The 386-nt window shown below is 67.9% G+C and carries 1 protein-coding gene; it reads left to right on the forward strand.

The window, feature by feature from the left end:
* A partial coding sequence (locus tag BTA51_RS30595) for a hypothetical protein (RefSeq protein ID WP_210404970.1) occupies window positions 1-386 on the forward strand: 386 nt, incomplete at both ends.

Genomic DNA, 386 nt, shown 5'->3' on the forward strand with positions numbered 1-386 from the left:
CCCTGTGCAAGGGGGCGTCGCTCCACGGCCACATACTCCCCGGGGACCGGTGGCGGAAGCTCCTCCTCCGGGTCGAACAGCCCCGGACACCGGGCAAGCCCGTTCTGTCAGCCCTCATCAAGGGGCGAGACGGCGGCCCAGCCCCGTTCTTCAAAGAGATACTGCACGGACTCGGCTGGACGAAGAGGTTCTCCAACACCGAGTTGCTCGACATCTGGAACCGCGAGCGTGGCCGCGTCCACGCGGCCTACAGCAGAAGTAGCCGGGCGAACCCGCCATCCGGTCCCCATCAGGAAGCCCACCGCAAGCCACAGAGCCGTGTCAGAGGGAAGCGGGCCGATTCCGCCGCCGGACGCCGCGCCGCCTTCGACGCTCTACTTGACGTG

The sequence above is a fragment of the Hahella sp. CCB-MM4 genome (genome assembly GCF_002260525.1).
Lineage (GTDB): Bacteria > Pseudomonadota > Gammaproteobacteria > Pseudomonadales > Oleiphilaceae > Hahella.